5 protein-coding genes are annotated in these 4,256 nt (G+C 73.3%); all 5 read left to right on the forward strand.

What is annotated here, in order from left to right:
- Window positions 1-233 precede the first annotated feature (233 nt).
- The 5 genes from ABZV94_RS40435 (at window position 234) to ABZV94_RS40455 (ending at window position 4,192) form a co-directional block, all read left to right on the forward strand.
- On the forward strand, window positions 234-530 hold the full coding sequence (locus tag ABZV94_RS40435; RefSeq protein WP_356349912.1) for an antibiotic biosynthesis monooxygenase family protein: 297 nt from the start codon (window positions 234-236) through the stop codon (window positions 528-530).
- A 16-nt stretch (window positions 531-546) separates the two neighbouring features.
- Complete coding sequence (locus ABZV94_RS40440) at window positions 547-1,305, forward strand: SDR family NAD(P)-dependent oxidoreductase (RefSeq protein WP_356349915.1); 759 nt, start codon at window positions 547-549, stop codon at window positions 1,303-1,305.
- Entirely contained in the window at window positions 1,302-2,087 is a 786-nt protein-coding gene (locus tag ABZV94_RS40445; RefSeq protein ID WP_356349916.1) for an SDR family oxidoreductase, read from the forward strand. The genes ABZV94_RS40440 and ABZV94_RS40445 overlap by 4 nt, the downstream gene beginning before the upstream one ends.
- A 96-nt stretch (window positions 2,088-2,183) precedes the next feature.
- A complete protein-coding gene (locus ABZV94_RS40450) occupies window positions 2,184-3,416 on the forward strand; it encodes an FAD-dependent monooxygenase (protein ID WP_356349919.1) in 1,233 nt (410 codons plus the stop codon).
- Window positions 3,413-4,192, forward strand: coding sequence for a cyclase family protein (locus ABZV94_RS40455; RefSeq protein WP_356349922.1), 780 nt, complete (start codon window positions 3,413-3,415; stop codon window positions 4,190-4,192). Before ABZV94_RS40450 ends, ABZV94_RS40455 begins: the two co-directional genes overlap by 4 nt.
- The last annotated feature ends 64 nt before the right edge of the window (window positions 4,193-4,256 follow it).

Here is a 4,256-nt window from a genome sequence, read left to right on the forward strand (position 1 = left end):
GCCGTCCGGCGCAGGGCGCTGCTCGCCGCGCCGCGACCCGGGCGGCGCGGACCCGGACGACTCGCCGAGCGGGTGCGCTCCTGCCTGGCGGCGGACATGGGCGACCGCCTCCAGTGGCTGACGGCCCTGCGCACGGTCGCGGCGTGACGGCTCGCTCCCACGCCGGGACCGGACCCCGCGCCGGGACCGGACACCACGTACAGACCGGACACCACGTCGAGAGAGGAACGACCATGGTCACCCTGATCAACAAGTTCACCGTCAAGGGGAACTTCGACGAATTCGAGCGCATCTGGGCGCAGAGCGCGGAGTTCATGCGCAGCCAGCCGGGCTTCATCGGCTTCAAGCTGCACCGCTCGCTGAGCCGGCCCGACGTCTACGTCAACGTCGCGCTGTGGCAGACGCAGGCCGACCACCAGCGGGTCCTGGCCAGCGCCGAGTTCGGCGAGCACATCAGCCAGCTCGCGAACGTCGCGGTTCCCGACCCCGACCTCTACACGGTGGTGCTCGAAGGTGCCCCGGTCCAGTGACGGGGCGGCGGCCCCGGTGAACCGACGCCTGCTCGTCGCCGGCGCGACCGGCCTGGTGGGAACGGCCGTGGCCGAGGCCGCAGCGGCCCAGGGGACGGACCTCGTCCTGCTGGGCCGCTCGGCAGAGCGCCTGCACCGTCTCGCCGCACGGCTCACGGCCGACCACGGCGTTCCCGTCCTGGCCCTCGACACCGACGTCACCGACCCGGCGTCCCTGGACCGCGCCGTGCGCCGGGCCAGGGCGGCGGGGCTGGACCGGCTGGACGCCGTGGTCAACCTCGTCACCGGGTACGAGGGACGCCCGGTCGCGGCCGGTGACCTCACGGCGGAGGAGTTCCGCAGGGTCCTGGACACCGACGTCACAGGCAGTTTTCTACTCGTACGGTCCTGGCTGGCGCTGCTGCGGGCGGCACCGGCCGGGCGCGTCGTACTGGTCTCCTCGGTGGCCGGGCTGCGCGGGCGGCCGATGGCGGCCCACCTGTGCGCCGCCAAGGCGGGCGTGCACGGCCTGGTCCTCGGACTGTCGGCCGAACTCGCCGCCGAGGGCATCGGCGTGCGCTGTGTCGCACCGGGCCCGATCGCCCGCCCCGGTGCCGGGCATCCGCCCTCGCCGATCGAGCCGGCCACGCCCGAACGCGTGGCCGCCGCCGTGCTGGGGCTCACCGGCGCCGACACGGAACCGCGCGGCGAACCGGTGATCGTCACCGGTGGTGCCGGGCCGTCCGGCCCCGGCGCGTCCGGTCACCCCTTCCCCCTCCTGGAGGTCAGGCCATGAACGCCCGCGACGACGCGGCGCCCGCCGCATCCGTTCCGCTCGGCCTCGAGGGCCGGGTGGCCCTGGTCACCGGGGCGGCCCGCGGCCTGGGCCGGGCCATCGCGCACCGGCTGTGCGCGGCCGGATGCGATGTGTACGTCAACTACCACCGCGACGACGACAGCGCCCGCCGGACCGTCGAGGAACTGGCCGGGCTCAAGGGCACGGCGGTCGCGGTCCGCGCCGATGTCCGGGACGAGGCCGCTCTCCAGGCCCTGCTCGACCGGGTGGCGCGGGAACACGGCGGTCTGGACGTCTTCGTGCACAACGCCGCGACCTTCCGCCACAACACGGCCGTCGGCCCGGATCTGGAGGCCTTCCGCTCCGAACTCGGCCTCGCGTTGAACCCGCTGCTGTCGGGCGGGGCCCGGCTCGCGGAACTCATGGCGGGCCGGCCGGGACGCATCGTCGTGGTCTCCAGCAACGGCGCCCGTTCGGTGATCCCCGGCTATGTCAACGTCGGTGTCGCCAAGGCCGCCGTGGAGAACCTGGTGCGCTACCTCGCCGTGGAACTGGCCGGGCGGGGCATCGCCGTCAACGCGGTGGCCACCGCCCTGCTGGACAAGGGCGAGCACACCGGGAACCGCAGCATGGCCGAGTTCCTGGGCCGCCGCACTCCCGCCGGCCGGCTCACCACGCCGGGCGACGTGGCCGACTTCGTCGCGCTCCTCGCCACGGACCAGGCGGCCTGGCTGCACGGACAGGTGATCACGGTGGACGGCGGGCTCGGTCTGCTGGCCTGACCGCCCGCGCACCGGCCACCCGGCCCTCCGGCCCGCCCCTCTCATCCGCCACATCCGCTAGGAGGACCTGTGGAACCCATAGGACCTGTGGAACACATGGAAACCGACTTCTGCGTCGTGGGCGGCGGCCCCGCGGGGCTCGCCCTGTCCCTGCTGCTGTTGCGCTCGGGGGCCCGGGTCGCCCTCGTCGAACGGGCCCGGTCCTTCGACCGGGAGTTCCGCGGCGAGATCCTGCAACCCGGCGGAATGCTGCTCCTGGACCAGCTCGGGGTGCTCGACCGGGCCCGACGGCGCGGCGGCTACCCGCTGCGCCGCTTCCAACTGGTCGAGCACGACCGCGTACTGATGGACATCGACTACCGCCAGCTGCCCGAGCCGTACGACTTCCTGCTCAGCATCCCCCAGCGGCACCTCCTGGAGGAGCTGCTCGCCGCGTGCCGGGAGCACCCGGACTTCACCTACCTCGAGGGACAGTCCGTCACCGACCTGCACCGCGAGGGCGACCGGATCGCCGGGGCCGTCGTGGGCCGGGGCGAACGGCGCCTGCGGATCGACGCGCACGTCACCGTCGGCGCGGACGGGCGCTACTCGAAGGTGCGCAAGCTCGCCGGGCTCGGCTACAGCAGGGTCGAGGCGTTCAAACACGACGTCCTGTGGTTCAAGATCCCCTCCACCGGCCGCGGCACCCACGACATCAGGGTGTACCGGTCCGCCGGGAACCCCGTCCTCATCTACGACTCCTACCCCGGCAGCATCCAGATCGGCTGGACCCTGCCGCACGGCGGCTACAAGGAGCTGTCGGCCGAGGGGTTCCCCGCCCTGCTCCGCAGGATCGAGCAGGCCGTGCCGATCTACGCCGACGCGATCCGGGCCACCCTGGCCGGACCCGGCGACCTGAGCCTGCTCGACGTGTTCGCGGGCAGCGCCGACACCTGGGTGACCGACGGTCTCGCGCTCATCGGCGACGCCGCCCACACCCACGGCCCGATCGGCGCCCAGGGCATCAACCTCGCCCTCCAGGACGCCGCTGTGCTGCACCCCGTGCTCGTCGCCTCATGGCGGGCGAAGGACGCCGGGCGCGAGCGGCTGTCCGCCTACGAGACCGCCCGGCGCCCGGACATCGACGCGGTCTTCACCCTTCAGGCCAGGCAGAGCGCGGCCATGCTCACGCACGGCGGGCTGAGCGACCGCGTCCGACCGCTGGTGGCGCGGCTCCTCGCCCGCACCCCGGTCTACCGGAAAGTCCTCCAGCAGATCGCCTTCGGGCGTACCCCGGTGCGCGTGCGCGCCGACCTCTTCGCCCAGCAGACAGGGAGCCAGGCAGCATGAGGATCGTCGATCTGTCGTCCCCCATCGACGCGGCGGGCTGGGAACCCGATCCGGTCGCCCACCGTGTGATGTCGCCCGCCGAGGGCGCGCGGCACTGCGCGGCCGAGATGCACGAGCACTTCGGCATGCGGATATCCCCGGAGGACTTCCCCGACGGGGAGTTCCTCAACAACGACTTCCTGGAGCTGTCCGCGCACACGGGCACCCACGTCGACGCTCCCTCGCACTACGGCTCGCGCACGAGGTACGGCAGCGGCCGGCCCCGCAACATCGACGAACTGCCCCTGGACTGGTTCCACCGGCCGGGTGTCGTCCTGGACCTCACCGGCCGGCCGGCCGGCACGGTGGACGCCGGCGTCATCGAGAAGGAACTCCACCGGATCGGCTACCGGCCCGAGCCACTGGACATCGTCCTGCTGCACACCGGCGCCGACCGGCGGGCCGGCACGATGGAGTACTTCACGGACTTCGTGGGCCTGGACGGTTCGGCGACGGACTACCTGCTCGACCTCGGCGTGCGGGTCATCGGCACGGACGCGTTCAGCTTGGACGCCCCCTTCACGCACGTGGTGGACGCCTACCGCCGCTCCGGTGACCGGGACGTGCTCTGGCCCGCCCACATGGCGGGGCGCCGCAGGGAGTTCTGCCAGATAGAGCGCCTGTCGGGCCTGGAAGCGCTGCCACGGCCGTTCGGCTTCACCGTCAGCGCCCTGCCCGTGAAGATCAAGGGGGCGGGGGCGGGCTGGGCCCGGGCGGTCGCCCTGCTGCCGGACTGACCCGTTCGCCACGGACACGGCCGCGGGCTTCGGCCCCTCCCCGGGCGGGAGGGGCCGAAGCCCG

Source organism: Streptomyces sp. NPDC004658, assembly GCF_040609555.1.
In the GTDB taxonomy this organism is placed as follows: Bacteria; Actinomycetota; Actinomycetes; order Streptomycetales; family Streptomycetaceae; genus Streptomyces.